The organism is Bacillus cereus group sp. BceL062 (assembly GCF_051780025.1).
In the GTDB taxonomy this organism is placed as follows: Bacteria; Bacillota; Bacilli; order Bacillales; family Bacillaceae_G; genus Bacillus_A; species Bacillus_A toyonensis.
The window spans coordinates 90,979-105,869 of the sequence record NZ_JBPWGY010000008.1 but is presented as its reverse complement, the minus strand read 5'-3'; the positions used below and the strand labels follow the sequence as shown (position 1 = coordinate 105,869).

Genomic DNA, 14,891 nt, shown 5'->3' with positions numbered 1-14,891 from the left:
CTCCAGCAAGCAGACATATGCCTAAAAGTGTAAAAAGACCCCCTTAAGAAGAGGGTCATATTTGCGAAGTTATCGCTATTACACTTCCATGATTTCTTTTTCTTTGTTTTTTGCGATTTCGTCAACTTTTGCAATATATTTATCTGTTTCTTTTTGGATATCTTCAGTATATCCTCTTAAATCATCTTCCGTAATCTCGCCAGCTTTTTCAAGCTTCTTAAGATCATCGTTACCGTCACGACGTACGTTACGAACCGCAACTTTTGCTTCTTCAGCATATTTTTTCACAACTTTTACAAGATCACGACGACGCTCTTCTGTTAATGCAGGGAATGCAATACGAATTACAGTTCCGTCATTAGAAGGGTTTAAGCCTAAATCTGCTTTTAAAATTGCTTTTTCAATATCACCGATAGAAGTTTTATCATACGGTTGAATTACAAGCAAACGTGCTTCTGGAACTGTAATGTTCGCTAATTGCACAACTGGTGTTGGTGCACCATAGTAATCAACTTGTACCTTATCTAATACAGACGAGCTTGCACGACCAGCGCGAACTGTTGCTAATTCACGAGAATAAGCAGCAACTGCTTTTTCCATTTTTTCATTTGAAGACTTCAATACTTGTTGTCCCATAATTATTTCCCCCTTACAACTGTTCCGATATTTTCGCCTAAAACGGCACGTTTAATATTACCTTTTTCCATAACTGAGAATACAATTAATGGAATATCATTATCCATACATAGAGAAGAAGCTGTAGAATCCATTACACCTAAACCTTCTTTTAATACATCTAAGTAAGTAAGCGTTTCGTACTTCGTAGCAGTTGGATCAATAGATGGATCTGCACTATATACGCCATCCACATTATTTTTCGCCATTAAAATAACGTCCGCTTCGATTTCCGCTGCACGTAATGCTGCTGTCGTATCTGTAGAGAAGTATGGGTTACCAGTACCTGCGGCAAAGATAACAACACGTTTTTTCTCTAAGTGACGAATTGCTTTACGACGAATGTAAGGCTCTGCCACTTGACGCATCTCAATTGAAGTTTGAACGCGAGTTTGAATTCCAATATTCTCTAAACTATCTTGAAGAGCTAGTGAATTCATAACTGTCGCTAACATGCCCATGTAATCTGCTCCTGCACGATCCATGCCCATTTCGCTTCCAATTTTCCCACGCCAAATGTTACCGCCACCAACAACAACAGCAACCTCTACATCAAGTTCTGCAATTTCTTTCACTTGTTCCGCAACTGACTTGATAACAGCTGGGTTAATTCCAAATCCTTGCTCGCCAGCTAAAGCCTCTCCGCTCAGCTTTAAAACGACACGATTATATTTCGGTTTACTCATAATGAACCTCCAATTGCTTACATCTTTATTTTAAAAAAGGGAACACAATGTGTTCCCTAATCTGTATTAGTTGTTACCTTTTACTTGGTTCATTACTTCTTCAGCAAAGTTGTCTTCGCGTTTTTCGATACCTTCACCAACAGCGTAGCGAACGAATCCTTTTAATGTTCCGCCTTTAGACTCAACGAATTGACGAACTTTCATATCAGGGTTTTTAACGAATGCTTGGTCAAGTAAGCAAATTTCTTCGAAGAATTTGCCAAGACGGCCTTCTACCATTTTTGCAACGATTTTTTCAGGCTTGCCTTCGTTTAAAGCTTGTTGTGTTAACACTTGACGCTCATGCTCAACTTCTTCAGCTGTTACAGCATCACGGTCAATGTATTTAGGGTTAACTGCTGCAATGTGCATTGCTACATCTTTAGCAGCTGCTTCGTCAGTAGAACCTTCAAGAACTGTTAATACACCAATACGTCCACCCATGTGTAGGTAAGCGCCGAATGCATCAGCATCCGTTTTTGATACGATTTCGAAACGACGAAGTGTAAGTTTTTCACCAATTTTAGCAATTGCTTCATTGATGTGCTCTTCTACTGTTTTACCGCCTTCAATTGTTTGAGCCATAGCTTCTTCAACGTTAGCTGGTTTGTTAGCTAATAAGTGAGCAGCTAATTCTTTAATTAAAGCTTGGAAACCTTCGTTTTTCGCAACAAAATCAGTTTCAGAGTTTAATTCTAAGATTAAACCGTCGTTACCGTTTGTTTCGATGAAAGTTAAACCTTCAGCAGCGATGCGGTCAGCTTTTTTAGCAGCTTTCGCAATACCTTTTTCACGTAAGAAGTCAATTGCTTTCTCCATGTCGCCGTTTGTTTCAGTTAAAGCCTTTTTGCAGTCCATCATACCTGCGCCTGTTTTTTCACGAAGTTCTTTTACCATTTGTGCAGTGATTGCCATGTTTTTCATCCTCCTAAAATATGTATTTATACCTTTTAAAAAGGTTTTTATACCTTAAAAAAGGTGATAAAAGGCCGAACCCCTTATCACCTTTCCAAATTTGTTACGCAGTAACAGTTTCTTCACCTTGTTTTGCTTCAAGGATCGCGTCTGCCATTTTAGATGTAAGAAGTTTTACAGCACGAATTGCATCATCGTTTGCTGGGATAACGTGATCGATTTCGTCTGGATCACAGTTTGTATCAACGATACCGATGATTGGAATGTGTAATTTGCGTGCTTCAGCAACTGCAATACGCTCTTTACGAGGGTCTACTACGAATAATGCACTTGGAAGACCTTTCATATCTTTAATACCGCCTAAGAATTTCTCAAGACGCTCTAACTCTTTTTTAAGTTGAACAACTTCTTTCTTAGGAAGTACTTCGAAAGTACCATCTTCTTGCATTCTTTCGATGTCTTTAAGGCGCTTGATACGCTTTTGGATTGTTTGGAAGTTTGTTAAAGTTCCACCTAACCAACGTTGGTTAACGAAGTACATACCAGCACGAGTTGCTTCTTCTTTAATAGCTTCTTGTGCTTGTTTTTTAGTACCTACGAATAAAATGTCTCCGCCTTCAGCAGCGATGTCGCGCATCGTTCTGTAAGCTTCCTCAACTTTTTTCACAGTTTTTTGTAAGTCGATGATGTAGATACCGTTACGCTCTGTGAAAATGTAACGCTTCATTTTTGGGTTCCAACGACGTGTTTGATGTCCGAAATGAACACCAGCTTCAAGCAATTGCTTCATAGAAATTACTGACATAATATAGTTCCTCCTAAATGGTTTTTGATATCCTCCGTTTACTTCATCTCTAAGCGAAACTACAACCGTAGCACCAACACTTAAATCAGTAAACGTGTGTACTTTGTACTGACACCACTGCTTACTATATCATACTGAAATATTACAATCAAGTCGAAAATGCGAACAATGTAAAACTTTCTTTATTCACACTCGAATTCTAGTATTACCAACCTGTATTTCTTTTAAGCGAAAAAATAAAATTCAATTCATAGTTTTCCAAAGAACACGATTATGGCGCTTTTCACAAACAACATCAATCTCTTATATACAAAAAACTCTCCTCATTTGAGGAGAGTTTTTATAAATTAGTTTGTTTTTAATTTAGCAAGTTCATGTAAAAATTTGTCATTTAATACTTTAATGTATGTTCCTTTCATACCTAAAGAACGAGACTCGATTACACCAGCACTTTCTAATTTACGTAGTGCATTTACAATCACAGAACGAGTGATTCCTACACGATCAGCAATTTTACTTGCAACAAGTAGACCTTCTGTTCCGTTTAACTCTTCGAAAATGTGCTCAATTGCTTCTAACTCACTGTAAGATAATGAGCTAATCGCCATTTGAACAACAGCTTTACTACGTGCTTCCTCTTCGATTTCTTCTGCTTTTTCACGTAAGATTTCCATACCTACTACAGTTGAACTGTATTCAGCAAGGATTAAATCATCATCTAAGAACTCTTGACCAAGACGAGCTAACACTAATGTACCTAGACGCTCACCGCCACCAACGATTGGTACGATTGTAGTTAAACCTTGACCGAATAATTCTCTATTTTCTACTGGGAATGCTGTGTAAGCACTGTTTACATCTAAGTTTGAAGATGTTTCCGTTACATTGAATAAGCTTTGCGTATATTCTTCTGGGAATTGACGCTCTGCAAGCATTTGTTTCATACGCTCGTTCTCGATTTGTTGGTGAATTGCATAACCTAGTAATTTACCACGACGACTTACTACGAATACGTTCGCTTCGATTACTTCACACATTGTGTCAGACATTTCTCTAAAGTTTACAGGCTTTCCTGCTGCGCTCTGTAATAACGCATTTAATTTTCTTGTTTTTGCTAATAATTCCATTTCAAAAGTTCCTCCTACATGTTACTCACATATTTTTTCATCACTTGGAAACTAGGGCGAGTCACCTGATGACACTATTACAAAATAAACTGGCTCACATCTTTATTTTTAGCAATTGTTGCTAATTTCTCCTCAACGTATTGAGGTGTTATCGTTATTTTCTCTAACGTAATTTCAGATGCTTCAAACGATAAATCTTCAAGGAGCTTCTCCATAATCGTATGGAGTCTTCTTGCTCCAATATTATCTGTATCCTGATTAACTTGATAAGCAATCTCAGCAATCTTACGAATAGCTTCGTCTGAAAATTCAATTTCTATACCTTCAGTCGCTAATAATGCCATATACTGTTTAATTAACGCATTGTCAGGCTCGATTAATATTTTAACAAAATCATCTATCGATAATTTTGTTAATTCTACTCGAATCGGAAATCTCCCTTGCAATTCCGGAATTAAATCCGACGGTTTAGACATATGAAACGCTCCAGCTGCAACGAATAAAATATAATCCGTTTTTACTGATCCGTATTTTGTCGCAACATTCGATCCTTCTACAATTGGTAAAATGTCACGTTGCACACCTTCACGTGATACATCTACGCTATTCGACTGCTTACCAGCAATTTTGTCAATTTCATCGATAAAAATAATCCCGAGCTGTTCAGCACGATAAACAGCCTCTTGTGTAACTTCATCCATATCAATTAAGCGCTGTGCTTCCTCATTTGTCAAGAGTTTTCTTGCTTCTTTTACAGAAAGTTTACGTTTTTTCGTTTTTTTCGGCATAAAACTTCCTAATGCATCTTGGAAATTCATTCCCATTTGTTCCATACCAGTTCCTTGTAACATATCAAACATTGAAGACTGTTGCTCAGTCACTTCAATCGATACAATTTCATCTTCAAGAAGTCCTGCAGCAAGCTTTCTTTCCACGTCTTGACGTTTCTTTTCGATTTCAACATCTTCTTGCTCATCGGATGTTTGATTCGAATTTTGAGCACCGCCAAAAAGCATTTCTAATGGATTTTTAAATCCAGATTGCTTCTCCGGACTTGGCACTAAAATTTCAACAAGACGTTGGTTCGCTTGCTCTTCTGCTTTATCTTGAACTTTAACTACCATTTCTTCTTTCACGATGCGTACTGACGTTTCTACAAGGTCACGTACCATCGACTCTACATCTCTACCTACATATCCAACTTCTGTGAATTTAGTAGCTTCAACCTTAATAAAAGGTGCTCCAACGAGTTTCGCCATTCGTCGTGCTACCTCTGTTTTACCAACACCTGTCGGTCCAATCATTAAAATATTTTTAGGTGCAATTTCATCACGTAAATTTTCAGCTAGTTTACTGCGACGATATCGATTTCTCAAAGCTACAGCAACCGCTTTCTTTGCATCTTTTTGACCGATGATGTATTGATCTAATTTTTCCACAATTTGGCGCGGAGTAAAATGTAAATGCATATAAAATGCCTCCCTTACGATTCTACAATTCTTCAACAATTATGTTGTGGTTCGTATAAACACAAATATCGCCTGCAATTTCTAGACTCGCTTTCGCAATCTGCTTCGCAGTTAAATGTTCACTTGCATATTGTTTTAAAGCACGACCTGCAGAAAGTGCATAATTTCCACCAGATCCAATTGCTAAAATACCATCATCCGGTTCAATTACTTCTCCTGTGCCCGAAACAAGGAGCATAGTTGTTTTATCCATGACAATGAGCATCGCTTCTAACTGACGCAGCATTTTATCCCCACGCCATTGTTTCGCCATTTCAACTGCAGCACGCTGCAAGTTCCCGTTATACTCTTCTAATTTCCCTTCAAACATTTCAAAAAGAGTAAATGCATCCGCAACTGAACCTGCAAAACCAGCTAAAACTTTCCCTTGGAAAAGTCTACGAACTTTACGAGCTGTATGTTTCATTACAACAGCATTCCCCATCGTTACCTGGCCATCTCCAGCCATTGCACATTCTCCATTATGATGAACTGCAAATATCGTTGTAGCGTGGAAATTTCCCATAGAAAAAACTCCTTTATATGTTTTTATAGCTTTAAAAGCAATTTATGCCCGCGGGTGATGCTTCATGTAAACAGAACGCAATCTTTCTTTAGAGACATGCGTATAAATTTGTGTCGTCGACAAATTTTCATGACCTAACAGCTCCTGTACAGTACGTAAATCTGCCCCTTCATCTAACATGTGTGTAGCAAATGTATGCCTTAACATATGGGGACTTATCCGCATTGTCAATGAAGCCTTCTTAATGAGTTCGTTTAATACATAGCGCACACCACGACTTGTTAGCGGCGTACCTTTCGCATTTAAAAATACCATATGAGATTGTTCTTCAGTCTTGTTAACTAACTGTTTTCTCCCGTTCTCCATATAAGTAATTAAAGCATCTTGTGCATAACTTCCGAACGGAATATACCTTTGTTTTTTTCCTTTTCCCATCACTAAAATTGTTCCCACTGCAAAGTCAATATCGGTAAGTTGTAGGTTGACACATTCACTCACACGGATCCCCGTCGCATACATCAACTCTAATAAAGCTTGATTCCTTTGACCTAGCGGCGTTTCCGTATCAGAAACTTCAAATAATTCCTCTAATTCTTCAGCATATAAAAACTTTGGGATTGACAATTCTTTTTTGGGGAGTGACGCAAGTGCAAACGGGTTATCTTTCCGATAACCTTCACGCATTAAAAAACGATATAAACTTCGTAAGCTTGACACTTTTCTTGCGACAGATTTACGGGCTAACTTTTCATCGTGCAACGTCGTTAAGTACAAACGAACATCCGCGTATGTAACATCTAAAAAAGAGGATATGCCTTCTCGCTCCATAAATTGCACAAAATGTTCTAAATCATTTTGATAACTTGCAATTGTATATTTTGAATAATTTCTTTCAATTTGTAAATATCCAACGAATAATTGTAACAATTTCTTCACATTCACATAACTCACCTCAATAAAGGCTACTAAATCGTATCACAACTTAGTAGCCTTTGCAAGAAATTTAACTAAATATTTACAAAATTTTGAATTGTTTCTAAAGCACGTGTAGCATACGCTTCATTTCGTTCTGCCTTCTTTTTGATCTTCTTCTCTAACGGTGCAAATAGACCGAAGTTTGCATTCATAGGCTGGAAGTTTTTCGCATTTGTCGCAGTAATATAATTTGCCATACTTCCCATTGCAGTTACAGGTGGTAATACAACTGGCTCTTCGCCTTTTACAAGTCGAGCAGCGTTAATACCTGCTAATAACCCTGATGCCGCCGATTCAACATATCCCTCTACTCCAGTCATTTGACCAGCAAAGAATAAATCATCACGTTGTTTATATTGATACGTCGGACGAAGTAAATTAGGCGAATTAATAAACGTATTACGATGCATTACACCGTAGCGTACAATTTCTGCGTTCTCCAGTCCTGGAATTAACTGTAACACTTCTTTTTGTGGTCCCCACTTTAAATGCGTTTGGAAACCTACGATATTGTATAACGTTCCCGCTGCATCATCTTGACGTAACTGAACAACAGCATATGGCGTTTTCCCTGTTTTCGGATCTTCTAATCCAACAGGTTTCATTGGTCCAAATACTAGCGTCTGTCTTCCTCTGCTTGCCATAACTTCCACTGGCATACAACCTTCAAAGAAAATTTCCTTTTCAAATTCTTTTAAAGGTACTGTCTCAGCAGCAATTAAAGCCTCATAAAAACGATCAAATTCTTCTTCTGTCATAGGACAGTTTAAATATGCCGCTTCTCCTTTATCATAACGAGACTTTAAATATACTTTGTTCATATCAATGCTGTCTTTTTCAACGATTGGTGCTGCTGCATCGTAGAAATAGAAATAATCTTCACCTGTTAGTTCTTTTAATTGTGCAGCAAGATCAGGAGATGTAAGTGGACCTGTTGCAATAATTGTTGGTCCTTCTGGAATTTCAGTAAGCTCTTCATTCACTACAGTTACATTCGGATGATTCTTTACGTATTCAGTCACTTTAGCTGCAAACTCATGACGGTCAACTGCTAAAGCTCCTCCAGCTGGCACAGAGCACTCATCAGCTGCACGAATAATGACAGAATCCATTAAACGCATTTCTTCTTTAATAACTCCAACGGCATTTGTTAATGTGTTTGCACGTAATGAGTTACTGCACACTAATTCAGCAAACTTATCTGTGTGATGAGCTGGCGTTTGCCTTACTGGTCTCATTTCATATAATTTTACTTGGACACCACGTTTTGCAATTTGGTAAGCTGCTTCACTTCCTGCAAGACCTGCGCCAATGACGTTTACTACTTGTGTTGTCATATATATCACCTTTCCTTTTCTTCCCGAAAAAAATGTGAGCAGTTACGCTCACATTTGTTGTTCTTCTTCATAATCACACGAAATACATTGTACTTGCACGCCTTTTTTCAACTTCTTCTCTACAAGCATCCCTTCACACTTCGGACATTTACGGCCAATCGGCTTATCCCAAGATACAAAGTCGCATTCTGGATACGTACCGCATCCGTAGAAAAGACGTTTCTTTTTGTTACTACGACGTTCAATAATTTGTCCTTCTTCACACTTCGGACAAATTACACCGATTTCTTTCACAATCGGTTTTGTATTACGACAATCAGGGAAATTCGAGCAAGCCATAAACTTCCCATATTTACCCATTTTAAAGACCATTGGATGACCACATAATTCACAGTCTTCCCCAGCTGGTTCATCTTTAATTTCCACTTCACGCATTTCTTTTTCCGCTTTTTCTAAGCGCGGTTCAAATCCTACGTAGAAATCATCAACAATTTTCACCCAATTCGCATTTCCTTCTTCCACTTCATCAAGGCTTTGCTCCATGTTAGCTGTGAATTCAATGTTAATAATTTCTGGGAAAAACTCTAAAATAAGTTCGATTACTATTCCACCCAATTCAGTTGGAACGAAACGTTTATTATCTAAAGCAACATAACCGCGTTTTTGAATTGTTTCAAGTGTCGGCACATAAGTGGATGGTCTTCCAATCCCAAGTTCTTCAAGTGTTCTTACTAAACGAGCCTCTGTATAACGTGGCGGTGGTTGGGTATAGTGTTGTTTCGGCTCTATATCTTTTGAAAATACCGTTTCTCCCACTTCTAACGGTGGCAACATCTTATCCTTTTCTTCCGCACCATCATCTTTTGACTCAACATACACTTTCATAAACCCCGGGAACTTTACAACCGAGCCACTTGCACGGAACTGAACATTGTTATTAATGAGTTTCGCTGTAACAGTATCCATTATAGCAGACGCCATTTGACTTGCAACAAATCGCTCCCAAATCAATTTATACAACCGAAGTTGGTCACGACCTAAGAAACTTTTTAGTTCCTCTGGCTTTCTCATTACCGAAGTAGGACGAATTGCCTCATGCGCATCTTGTGCATTTGATTTTTTCGTTTCTTTCTTCTTCTCTGTTCCTATGTATTCCGCACCATACGCCTCAGTAATGTAAGTACGAGCCTCTGTTTGAGCTGTTTCTGAGATACGCGTTGAGTCAGTTCTCATATACGTTATAAGACCCACAGTCCCTTGTTTCCCAAGATCTATCCCTTCATACAGTTGCTGTGCAAGCATCATTGTTTTCTTTGCTCGCATATTTAACTTACGTGCTGCTTCTTGTTGCAAGGAAGATGTTGTAAACGGTAAAGCGGGATTACGTTTTCGCTCTTTTCTCGTTACATTTTCAACTGAAAACGCATTATCTTTCATCTGTTCAATTATTTCATTCACTTGCGTTTCATTCGTTAATTGAACCTTTTCACCATCTACACCGTAAAAGCTTGCTTCAAATGTATCTTTCCCTTTTACAAACTCTGTTTTAATTGTCCAGAATTCTTCAGGCTCAAAGTTTTGAATCTCCCTTTCACGTTCGATAATTAAACGAACTGCTACAGATTGTACACGACCTGCACTTAATCCTTTTTTTACTTTCTTCCATAATAAAGGACTAATATTGTAACCAACTAGACGATCAAGTATACGTCTTGCTTGTTGTGCATCTACTAAATCCATATTAATTGCACGAGGATGTTTAAATGATTCTTTTATTGCATCTTTTGTAATTTCATTGAAGACAACTCGACAATCTGATTCAACATCCACATTTAACGTATTCGCTAAATGCCAAGCAATTGCTTCTCCTTCACGGTCTGGATCGGCCGCGAGATAGACTTTCTTTGCTTTTTTTGCCGCTGATTTTAAATCTTTTAAAACGGGACCTTTACCACGAATGGTAATATACTTCGGGGTGAAGTTGTTCTTTACTTCTATCCCCATTTGGCTTTTAGGTAAATCGCGAACATGTCCCATGGACGCAACGACTTTGTATTTTTTCCCTAAATATTTCTCAATGGTCTTCGCCTTAGAAGGCGACTCCACGATTACGAGGTAATCTGACATGCTAGTGCCTCCTTAAGAGGTGGATTCAAGTCTTCATTAATCTTATTGATTTCTCTTGTTTTTGTCAATCAAGAATGAATATACCATACAGTGCCAATCTACCATTTGTCAATAATTGTTTAATAAAAACATAAAAATATAAGGTTAATTTATTATTTCTTCAAAGATATCCTCTGCATTTCGTACTAGTTTTGCACCTTGTTGAATAAGCTGATTCGTTCCCGATGCACTATCAATAAATATTGGTCCAGGAAGCGCAAATACCTCTCTATTTTGCTCTAATGCAAGGTCTGCCGTAATAAGTGACCCACTTCTTGATTTTGCTTCTACAACTAAAACCCCTTTACTTATCCCGCTAATAATTCGATTTCTTTTTGGAAAATACCATTTTTTCGGTGCATAGTGCGGAGGATACTCTGTTAATAGCAATATATATTCCTCCCACTTTTCATATAAACGTCTATTCTCTTTCGGATACATATAAGATAATCCGTGTCCCAATATCGCAATAGTCGGACGATGTTTCTTTACTGTAACTTCATGAGATATTGTATCTATCCCTTTTGCAAATCCGCTCACAATAAGCCATTCTCTTTCTAATAAAGGATGTAAAATAAACTCCATACTCTCACGACTGTATAACGACGGTTCTCTCGTTCCAACAACCGCTAATTTATTTACTTTATTTAGAAAATTCTTCTCTCCTTTTCCATATAAAACAAAAGGAGGGTCTTGTATTTCACGTAATAATTGCGGGTAATTTTCATCCCATATAGTCACATAAAAGATTTGATTTCTCTCTAAATAAGATATATATTGCAAAAGGTTTGAATTTTGGAGGAAATGTACTAGTTCTGCAGATTTTTTCGGGGATATTCCAGTGTAGTTTTCCATTTGTTTTTGGTTAAAATTGTATATTACCTTCAATTCTGGATCGACATATAGCAGCCTCTCCATCGCCTTCCAATGATCCGCTAACACGTAATGAAGATGTAATAATCGCTCTCTTTTCATCCTAATTCTCCTTACCCATAATTTTTATTATGTAAACAGAAAAATTGTAAAAAGACACCCTCAAATAAGAAGGTGCCTTTCAAAAAGATTAATAGTTTTTACAAGTTTCAAATAATCCCTTTTCTTTTAAAACAGAGATTAACGTTTCACCCATAACAGCTGGTGTTTCAGCCACTTTAATACCACAAGCTTCCATTGTTTTAATCTTTTCAGCAGCAGTTCCTTTGCCGCCAGAAATGATTGCCCCCGCATGACCCATACGTTTGCCTTCAGGCGCTGTTTGGCCACCAATGAAGCCTACAACTGGTTTTGTCATATTAGCTTTTACCCATTCAGCTGCTTCTTCTTCTGCCGTACCTCCGATTTCACCAATCATAATTACAGCATGTGTTTCTTCATCTTCATTAAATGCTTTTAACGCATCAATAAAGTCTGTACCGTTAACAGGGTCCCCACCGATACCTACAGCAGTAGATTGGCCAATACCTTCTTGTGTTAACTGGTGTACAGCTTCATATGTTAATGTACCAGAACGAGATACGATACCTACATGACCTTTTTTGTGAATGTATCCTGGCATAATACCGATTTTACATTCATCAGGTGTAATGACACCTGGGCAGTTTGGTCCAAGTAAACGTGTATGTTTACCAGCCATATATCTCTTTACGTTAACCATATCTAATACAGGAATTCCTTCAGTAATACATACTACTAAATCAATCTTCGCATCAACTGCTTCCATAATTGCATCAGCAGCAAAAGCGGGTGGAACGTATACAACTGAAGCGTTTGCGCCTGTTGCTTTCACAGCATCTTCTACTGTATCAAATACTGGTACACCTTCAATATCAGTGCCGCCTTTACCAGGTGTTACACCACCGACAATTTTCGTACCGTATTCAATCATTTGTTTTGTATGGAATAATCCTTGAGAACCAGTAATACCTTGAACAATAACTTTTGTATCTTTATTAACTAATACGCTCATTTTTCTCCCCCGCTTTCTATTAGCCCACTAGTGAAACAATTTTCTGTGCACCGTCTGCCATAGATTCTGCTGCAACAATATTTAAGCCAGACTCATTTAAAATTTTCTTACCTAATTCTACGTTTGTACCTTCAAGACGTACAACTAAAGGTAATTCAAGACCTACTTGCTTCGTTGCTTCAATAACACCTTCTGCGATAACATCACACTTCATAATGCCACCAAAAATGTTAACGAAGATACCTTTTACATTTTTGTCAGAAAGGATAATTTTGAATGCTTCTGTTACTTTTTCAGCCGTTGCACCGCCACCAACATCTAAGAAGTTAGCTGGGTCACCATGGTAATGTTTAATGATATCCATTGTAGCCATCGCTAAACCTGCACCATTTACCATACAACCGATATTTCCATCTAAAGGAATGTAGTTTAAGTCATATTTAGATGCTTCAACTTCTTTTGAATCTTCTTCATCAAGATCACGAAGCTCTAAAATGTCTTTATGACGATATAATGCATTAGAATCAAAGTTTAATTTTGCATCTAACGCCATTACTTTACCGTCACCTGTTGTAACAAGTGGATTAATTTCAGCAATAGAGCAATCTTTTTCAATAAACGCACGATATAAGCCCATCATAAACTTCACAGCTTGTCCTACAAGCTCTTTTGGAATATTGATGTTAAATGCGATTCGACGCGCTTGGAAACCTTGTAAACCTACTGCTGGATCAATATATTCTTTAAAGATTTTTTCAGGTGTTTTTTCTGCTACTTCTTCAATTTCTGTTCCACCTTCTTCAGATGCCATTAAAACAACTTGAGAAGTTGCACGATCTAACACTAGACCTACATAATATTCTTTCTTAATATCGCAACCTTCTTCGATAAGTAAGCGTTTTACTTCCTTACCTTCAGGACCTGTTTGATGCGTTACAAGTGTAGTTCCTAAAATGCTTTCTGCATATGTACGAACTTCTTCTAAATTTTTCGCAACTTTTACACCGCCAGCTTTGCCGCGTCCACCAGCGTGAATTTGCGCTTTAACTACACATACATCCGTTCCTAATTCTTTCGCTGCTTCTACAGCTTCTTCTACTGTAAATGCAACTTTCCCGTTCGGAACGCTAACCCCATAGCTTTTAAGGACTGCCTTACCTTGGTACTCATGGATATTCATGGTCCCATCCTCCCCTGTTTTCCTGTTTTACTCGAAAAGTTTTTTAATGTTTAAAAAACATTACATTGCCATTGTATAAGATGATTGGCACGCTGTCTACAATAAAGTGTCAGAAAACTGAAATCGCTTTATTCTTTTTCGAAAATAATAATGTTCATATACCAAAATAAAAAAATAAGCTGTATATTCACAGCTTATTTTTGAATCATATCTTTAATTGGCGCAAATGATTTCCGGTGTTCCTCTAATACTCCATGCGCTTCAATCGCTTCTAAATGCTGTTTCGTTCCATACCCCATATGTTGTCCAAATCCATATGCAGGATACTTTTCCCCAAGCTCTTTCATCATACGATCTCTCGTCACCTTCGCGATAATAGATGCAGCTGAAATAGAAACACTTTTCGCATCACCTTTAATAATGGATGTTTGTGGAATTGATGTAGGAAGCTTCATCGCATCAATTAATAAATATTGTGGTGTACAAGATAAATTCGCAACAGCATCTAACATCGCTTGTTTCGTCGCTTGATAAATATTTATCTCATCTATGACTTGCGGTGATACAATTCCAACTCCAATCGCAATTGCTTGTGCTTTTATTTCATCATAAAAACGCTCTCGCTTCGCTTCACTCAGCTTTTTTGAGTCATCTAACCCTGGAATATAAAAATCATCTGGAAGAACGACAGCTGCCGTCACAACGGGCCCAGCTAATGGTCCACGCCCTACTTCATCAATGCCAGCAATATATGTGATTCCTTTTTCACGTAACGCATTTTCATACTTAGACATTTCTAGAAATTTTTCTTTTTCCTTTTGTGCTAACTCTTTTTGTTTGTACCACTTCAAAATAAGTTTTTGAATGCCCTTTCGTTCATCTTTCATTAACATTTGAAAGCGATCATCTTCTTCACTCATAATTTCTTGCAGTAAATTCTCCGCTTCTTGTATTGTCATTTTTTGCATATAAGTACACTCCTTTAT

The 14,891-nt window shown here is 37.7% G+C and carries 14 protein-coding genes; all 14 read right to left on the bottom strand.

Features of this window, described 5'->3' with window-relative positions:
* Positions 1–78 precede the first annotated feature (78 nt).
* Positions 79–636, bottom strand: a complete 558-nt coding sequence (gene frr, locus ACS2MN_RS19195; RefSeq protein WP_000531505.1) for a ribosome recycling factor — start codon at positions 634–636, stop codon at positions 79–81.
* 2 nt (positions 637–638) lie between these two features.
* A complete protein-coding gene (gene pyrH / locus ACS2MN_RS19190) occupies positions 639–1,361 on the bottom strand; it encodes a UMP kinase (protein ID WP_000042662.1) in 723 nt (240 codons plus the stop codon).
* A gap of 66 nt (positions 1,362–1,427) precedes the next feature.
* Positions 1,428–2,315: a translation elongation factor Ts gene (gene tsf, locus ACS2MN_RS19185; protein ID WP_001018579.1), complete on the bottom strand. Its 888-nt coding sequence runs from the start codon at positions 2,313–2,315 to the stop codon at positions 1,428–1,430.
* A 103-nt stretch (positions 2,316–2,418) separates the two neighbouring features.
* Entirely contained in the window at positions 2,419–3,120 is a 702-nt protein-coding gene (gene rpsB / locus ACS2MN_RS19180; protein ID WP_000111485.1) for a 30S ribosomal protein S2, read from the bottom strand.
* Between the two features lie 347 nt (positions 3,121–3,467).
* Positions 3,468–4,247, bottom strand: a complete 780-nt coding sequence (codY, locus tag ACS2MN_RS19175) for a GTP-sensing pleiotropic transcriptional regulator CodY (RefSeq protein ID WP_000421291.1) — start codon at positions 4,245–4,247, stop codon at positions 3,468–3,470.
* Positions 4,248–4,324: 77 nt separating this feature from the next.
* A complete protein-coding gene (gene hslU / locus ACS2MN_RS19170) occupies positions 4,325–5,716 on the bottom strand; it encodes an ATP-dependent protease ATPase subunit HslU (RefSeq protein ID WP_346994737.1) in 1,392 nt (463 codons plus the stop codon).
* Between the two features lie 22 nt (positions 5,717–5,738).
* Entirely contained in the window at positions 5,739–6,281 is a 543-nt protein-coding gene (hslV, locus tag ACS2MN_RS19165) for an ATP-dependent protease proteolytic subunit HslV (protein WP_000526274.1), read from the bottom strand.
* A 42-nt stretch (positions 6,282–6,323) separates the two neighbouring features.
* Complete coding sequence (xerC, locus tag ACS2MN_RS19160) at positions 6,324–7,223, bottom strand: tyrosine recombinase XerC (RefSeq protein WP_346994736.1); 900 nt, start codon at positions 7,221–7,223, stop codon at positions 6,324–6,326.
* Between the two features lie 65 nt (positions 7,224–7,288).
* The gene (gene trmFO / locus ACS2MN_RS19155) at positions 7,289–8,593 is read right to left on the bottom strand and encodes an FADH(2)-oxidizing methylenetetrahydrofolate--tRNA-(uracil(54)-C(5))-methyltransferase TrmFO (RefSeq protein ID WP_000212000.1); all 1,305 of its coding nucleotides are present in this window, start codon (positions 8,591–8,593) and stop codon (positions 7,289–7,291) included.
* Positions 8,594–8,641: 48 nt separating this feature from the next.
* Positions 8,642–10,720, bottom strand: a complete 2,079-nt coding sequence (gene topA, locus ACS2MN_RS19150) for a type I DNA topoisomerase (RefSeq protein ID WP_001286961.1) — start codon at positions 10,718–10,720, stop codon at positions 8,642–8,644.
* Positions 10,721–10,864: 144 nt separating this feature from the next.
* Entirely contained in the window at positions 10,865–11,734 is an 870-nt protein-coding gene (gene dprA, locus ACS2MN_RS19145) for a DNA-processing protein DprA (RefSeq protein ID WP_000818053.1), read from the bottom strand.
* 88 nt (positions 11,735–11,822) lie between these two features.
* Positions 11,823–12,725 (bottom strand): succinate--CoA ligase subunit alpha, encoded by a 903-nt coding sequence (gene sucD / locus ACS2MN_RS19140; RefSeq protein ID WP_000115185.1) that lies wholly within the window; start codon positions 12,723–12,725, stop codon positions 11,823–11,825.
* A 19-nt stretch (positions 12,726–12,744) separates the two neighbouring features.
* A complete protein-coding gene (sucC, locus tag ACS2MN_RS19135; protein WP_001020779.1) occupies positions 12,745–13,905 on the bottom strand; it encodes an ADP-forming succinate--CoA ligase subunit beta in 1,161 nt (386 codons plus the stop codon).
* Positions 13,906–14,099: 194 nt separating this feature from the next.
* Positions 14,100–14,873, bottom strand: a complete 774-nt coding sequence (locus tag ACS2MN_RS19130; RefSeq protein ID WP_001171132.1) for a ribonuclease HII — start codon at positions 14,871–14,873, stop codon at positions 14,100–14,102.
* Between the last annotated feature and the right edge of the window lie 18 nt (positions 14,874–14,891).